Consider the following 6,062-nt stretch of genomic DNA (forward strand, 5'->3'; position numbering starts at 1 on the left):
TTACGGTACGGGCGCGTTCGCCGGTTTTGCTTCGGTCACGCCGGCTGGCCTGTTTGCCGGCGGCAGCTTTGACAACAGCATGTTCCCTTCGGGGGGGCCGCCGCACGGCCCCGCCTACGTGTCCGCTGCCCGCTACCGCACGCAGCCCGGGCAGCCGCTGTTCGTGCTATCGGCCCACACCGGGCTACGCATCACGGCCCAGTACACGCTGGATGCCTGGGCCACGCCGTGGACGGATGCGCCGCACGACTACCGCGATCTGGACGGCACGGAAACGTCCTTTGCCAGCTTCAAGTTTCAAAGCCCGTTTATCGAAGGCACGGCTCCCAGCCTGCAGATCAGCGCCCAGACCAGCGCGGTGTCACCGGCGGACTTCCAGCACGCGACAGGGCAAGTGTCGGTGCTCCTGCGCAACGACTTGGACCACAAGGCCGTGCTGTGGGGAAAGTGGGGCGTGCAGACTGACGGCACGGTGCCCGGTATTCCCGAGCCTTCGACCTATGCGCTCATGCTGGTCGGCTTGGTCACGGTCGGCGCCACGGCACGGCGGCGCCTGGATCGGCGCGAGTGCTGAGGCTGTGAACCCTCCGGCAGCGAGCCGGGTGGTCTAGGACGCCATTACCGTGATCACCGCACCGCGCTCAACGGGATGCTGTTTCGGCTCAACCCCGGCAGCCCCTGGCGCGGCGCTTCAATTCGTCAAGCCGGTGGCGTGCGGGAGAGCGCCGCGGGCTCCAGTGCGGCTTCTCCCGATGAAGAGGTGTGCACATGAAGCTCCTTGCACGGCACCTTGGCACCTTTTGTCTGGCCGTGGTCGTCACGCTCTCCGCTCCCGCTGCGCAAGCCGCCGATCCACGCTTTCGCGTGGACGTGATCGGCGACTCCAGCACCAACACGTTCGCTGTTGGGCTCAACAATCTGGGTCAGGTGGTCGGCACCCGCTACTTTGACGGCGAGTCCGGCGCCTTCCTCTACGATGGCGGCCGGGTGAGCCAGCTGCAGGGGCTGGACCCGCTGGCGATGGTGTACGCCATCAACGACCACGGCCAGATTGCCGTGAGCGACATCAGGGTCCACAGCTACTACCCCGGCATCTATTTCGACGGCCAGGTCCGGGACCTCACGCCGTCCGACACCACGCGGCGGGGCGCCGGCTTGGCCACCGGGCTCAATGCCGCGGGGCATGCTGTGGGCCTCGTGGGCAGCGCGAACCCGGGCGGCTTCTTCTTCGACGGCCAAGCCACGACCTTTTTGCCACGGCCGGGCTTGGGCGCACGCGGTTTCATGAGCCCAACGGACATCAGCGACCGTGACGTCATCGTTGGCAACGCCTACTACAGCGATTCCACAGCCCAGGCCTTCGCCTTCCTGTACGCGCGCGGCACCGTGACCCGCATCCCGGGCTTGCAGGAAGGCACGCTGCCCTCGGTCTTTGCCGTGAACAACGCGCGTCAGGTCGTCGGCTGGAACTACGTGCCTGGACTGGGCCAGCGAGCGGTGCTCTACAGCGGCGGCGTCACGCGCGACCTGGGGCTGCTCAGTGGTACCGGGCCAGACGGCAACGCCGCCGCCGAGGACATCAACAACCGCGGCTGGATCGTGGGCGGCGTGTCCTCGGAAACGACGGCTAGCGCCGGCTTCCTCTACCTCGACGGCCGGATGCTCGACCTCAACGACCTGCTTGTACCCGCCGCGGCGCAGCGCTTTGACGTGAGCGAAGCGACCCGGGTGAACGACAAGGGGCAGATCCTGGCCATGGGCGTCGCCGCCGGCTCGGCGCTGCGCTACTCGCTGCTGCTGACGCCCGTGCCCGAGACGCAGACCTGGGCGTTGATGCTCTGCGGCCTGGGTGCCGTCGCCACAGTGGTGCGGCGGCGCCGGCCGGCCCGGGTTTGAACGTGGTCACCCTCCGGGCAGGGGCAGGTCACCGCTGCTGAAGGCCGCCCTGAGATAGCGCGGGCCCCTGGGCACGTGCACGAGGCTGCATGACGCCGTCCGCAGCGTGCCGGTCCGGAGAGCGGGAGCTGTTCGATCAAGTGGCGTCAACGACGCATGCCAGACGCTTTGCCACGCTGGCCGCACCGGCCGCAACCAGCGCCCTGGCGTTTCTGCTGCAAAACGTCATACGACAACTACCGAGGCAGCAGCCAGGATCCACGCAAACTTTTGATCCCTTTAGATTTTTTCCGGTGAACCGCACCAAAATGCAGTGAAAGTCCAAGAACCCCTCTACGAGCGACACTAAACTGGCCGAGACCGCAACCGCACGACTTACTGAATGCCTCCCCAACCTAGGTTCGACGTTAAGCTAGGGAGTTGGGTAGAACGTTGAACGTCTACCGTTCCCCACTCGCGGAGCGAGTTGGGCGGCAGTGACTACACAATTATTGCGATTCGGCTCTTATAAAGTAGTCGAGAGGCCAAACTTTCGCCAATAACCCCCAACTGCATTGTGCAATTGAAAATATGAAATACAAACTTATTGCCGCGGCGATATTGACAATCTTGTCTCAGTCCGCGATCTCAGGCGTCGAAGAAGCTATAAAGGATATCCTAAAAGACCCTGAATCAGCACGCTTCTACGAAGTTCGCCGCTTTCCGAACGGAAACGCATGTGGATTTGTAAATGCAAAAAACAGTTTTGGCGGCTACGTTGGAAAACAGCCCTTTGAGTATGTATATGGGTACGTGAATCTCAAGCCAGAATCTTATCAGTTAGCATGTGATAGAGCAGTCGATCCAGTGGGCTTTGATGCACGCAAGAAAGAGGCGGAGCGCGCTGCCGCTGAACGTCTAAAAATGGAAGAACAGGCACGGCAAGCGAAAATCAAGGTTGAAGTCGAGGCAGCACGAGAAGCAGAGCGCAAACGAAAAATTCGCGAGGAGGCAGAAAATGCAAAATTGGCACAGAGGGCTTATCTGTTTTGTTCTGCCAATAGAGAGCAAATTATTAACGAAATTAAACTAAACATGGAGCAGTTGCACGCACCGCTCACGTCATCTGATTTTAAGGGAACTATTGTCTTGCCGGATGGCGCCTCCTTCAATGTGCAAAACTGTCCCAATCGATTCCTTTTGGAAATTGGATCCATCATTGACCAAGAGCAGAACCGACTCCATCAGATATATTGTATTGATCGAAAAGATCAGCGACTTAAAGAAATGATAGTCGAGCGAAATGACGCTCAAATTGCAAAAGCTTGTGGCAATGACTATATCAGGACCACATATACTGCTTCATATTCCGCCGAACTTGCAAGCCGTGTTAGCGAGGAGAAAGCAGCCAACCCACATTTATGGAGCTGTCGGCTTATCCGAGACTATGCCATGGTTGGAGACAAGTTATCAAAAATATATTGGACAAAAGAATATGATGCGGAATGCTTGGATTTAAAATTTCAGCTCGACTGACCGCGTCTTTAAAGCCCTATGGAAACATGGGTAAAATAATTGGCAAAAACAAAAGGGTTGTCACATTCTTGGGAGAATTTGAGGCCGTAGACAGTGCAACTATAAAACTACGGCCTCTATTGCCAAGCTCAAACGACCACTTCTCCCATTTTGAGCGGTTTGGGCCAGAAGCCAACGATGACGTCCATCAAAGTTTGATGGACATCCATGTACTCAAGATCCAACCCGCGGCGGCGCCATGGGGCTGAGTTCAAGGCAGCAATCGTAGCTGCGTGCGATGAGCCCGGAGCTTCGGTGGCGGCCGTCGCCCAAGCTCGTTTCGAAGAGGCCTGGAGCTGCAGGCCGATTTCGGCGCCGCGCTGGCGTGGCGCCGCCGTCGCATTTGGCAGAAGCCGTACGGCTCAGCTCTGAGCCTCGTCAAGGCAGTATGTAACAGAACGTGATGTATAGTTGCAACATTTGCCCGTGTTGCAATCTTTGACGGCCAAGCTTGTTTCGATATGGCGTGCGCGCCCTGGCCGAGGCTGAACCGGCAGCCGGAAAGCGGCGAGTCGCAACGCAGGGCGGTCTTCATTCAAGCAACGACGTCCGTGCCGCCATTTAGGCGCTTGCACGTGCTGGGACCGTGTCCCGCTGGCGTCGAAATCCTGACAAGGGCGATTCACCATGGCGACCTACACGGCTGCGGCCGGCGGCGGCAAATACACCGGCACCACCAGCGCGGACCAGTTCAACGGGCAAGGCGGCGCGGACTCCTTTTATGCCGGCGCGGGCGACGACCTTGTCTATGGTGGCGGCGGCAACGACCTGCTCTACGGCCAGGATGGCAATGACACGCTGGACGGCAACGCCGGCAGCGACCTGATCGATGCCGGCGCGGGCGCGGATGTGCTGGTGTACCGGTTGGCCGAGAACGCGGGCTGCACGGACGTCTACAGCGGCGCCTTGGGGCTGGACACGCTGCGGCTGGAGTTCACCGCGGCGCAGTGGGCCAGCGCGGTGGTGCAGTCGGAAGTGGCGCGCTACGCGGCGCACCTGGCCTCGGTGGCGCGGCTGAGTACGGGCGAGGTATCCAGCGGGGTTGGGCGGGACTTCAACTTCGACTTTGGCGGCGGCACGCGGCTTAACGTGTCCATGGTGGAGACGCTGCAGGTGGTGGTGGACGGGCGCTTGGTGGAAGTGGACGCACCACGCATCACCGGCCACACCGACGCGGCCGTGGGCGAGGACGAAGGCGCGTCAGCACAGCTTTCGGCGCAAGGCACGGTGGATTTCAGCGACGTGGATCTGTTGCAGTCGCACACGGTGAGCGTGAGCGCGGTGGCGGGCAACGCGCTGGGTGGCAGCGTTACCGGCCTGGTGGCCGATGCGGCCACGGGCGACGGCCAAGGCCAGGTGGCGTGGAGCTACAGCCTGGACCGCGCCGTGGCGCAGCGCCTGGCCGCGGGCCAGGTGGTGGTGGAGCACTTCAACGTCACCGTCACGGACAGCAGCGGCAAGAGCGCCACGCAGGAAGTGAGCGTGAGCGTGACGGGCGCCAACGACGCGCCGGTGCTCGGCAGCGCGCAGGCCGTGCTGGCCGCGGGCAGCGAGGACACGGCCTACACGGTCACGCAGGCGCAGCTGCTGCAGGGCTTCAGCGACGCCGATGGCGACGCGCTGTCGGCCACGGGCCTCACGGCCGACCACGGCACGGCGGTGCTCAACGCCGACGGCTCGTGGACCGTCACGCCGGCAACCCACTACCACGGTCCGGTGGTGCTGACTTACAGCGTCACCGACGGCACGGCTGCCGTCGCCGCCACGCTTGGGCTGACACTCAACAGTGTCAACCACGCGCCGGTGCTCAGCAGCGCGCAAGCCGTGCTGGCCGCGGGTACCGAGGATGTGGCCTACACGGTCACGCAGGCGCAGCTGCTGCAAGGCTTCAGCGACGCCGATGGCGACGCGCTGTCGGCCACGGGCCTGACGGCCGACCACGGCACGGCGGTGCTCAACGCCGACGGCAGCTGGCTCGTTACGCCGGCGGCCAACTACAACGGGGCACTGACGCTGAGCTACGCCGTGAGCGACGGCGAGGCATCGATGCCTGCCACGCTGGGGCTGACGCTGGCGCCCGTTGCCGATGCGCCGGCATTGACGGGACCGCAGCCCCGGCTGATCGTGGGCAACGTGAACCTGCCCTATACGGTCACGAAGGCGCAATTGCTGCAGGGCTTCACGGACGGGGACGGCGATGCGCTGTCTCCCGTCAACCTTGCCTGTGACCACGGCACGGTGACCCAGAACGCCAACGGCACTTGGACCATCACGCCTGCGGCCAATTACGCCGGGGCCATTACGCTGAGCTATGGCGTGAGCGACGGCACGTTCACCACGCCAGCCAAGCTGGGGCTGACGCTGGCCGTCATCAACCCGATGGAACTGTCGGCGGTGGCCGCGGGCAGCGGCGGTTTCGTGATCAACGGGCAGTGTGGCGGCGACTACAGCGGCTACAGCGTGTCCAACGCCGGGGACGTCAACGGCGACGGGCTGGCCGACTTGATCGTGGGGGCCCTGTGGAGCGACGCGCCCGGGCGTGTCGACGCCGGCCGCAGCTACGTGGTGTTTGGCCGCAGCGGCGCGCAGGCGGTGGAGCTGTCGGCGGTGGA

At 62.8% G+C, this 6,062-nt stretch carries 4 protein-coding genes; all 4 read left to right on the forward strand.

Annotated features, from left to right (window positions below; all coding sequences use genetic code 11):
- Positions 1–574, forward strand: a 574-nt coding sequence (locus ALA01S_RS29985; protein ID WP_157119400.1) for a PEP-CTERM sorting domain-containing protein, incomplete at its 5' end; no start/stop codon positions are given.
- A gap of 194 nt (positions 575–768) precedes the next feature.
- Positions 769–1,896 (forward strand): DUF3466 family protein, encoded by a 1,128-nt coding sequence (locus ALA01S_RS29990; RefSeq protein ID WP_066343252.1) that lies wholly within the window; start codon positions 769–771, stop codon positions 1,894–1,896.
- 570 nt (positions 1,897–2,466) lie between these two features.
- Positions 2,467–3,411 carry a hypothetical protein gene (locus ALA01S_RS33760; protein WP_157119401.1) on the forward strand — a complete coding sequence of 315 codons (945 nt, stop codon included), beginning with the start codon at positions 2,467–2,469 and terminating at the stop codon, positions 3,409–3,411.
- A gap of 666 nt (positions 3,412–4,077) precedes the next feature.
- Positions 4,078–6,062: cadherin-like domain-containing protein (locus ALA01S_RS29995; protein ID WP_157119402.1), on the forward strand; the 1,985-nt coding region annotated here is incomplete at its 3' end.

The sequence above is a fragment of the Azohydromonas lata NBRC 102462 genome, assembly GCF_001571085.1.
Lineage (GTDB): Bacteria > Pseudomonadota > Gammaproteobacteria > Burkholderiales > Burkholderiaceae_C > Azohydromonas > Azohydromonas lata.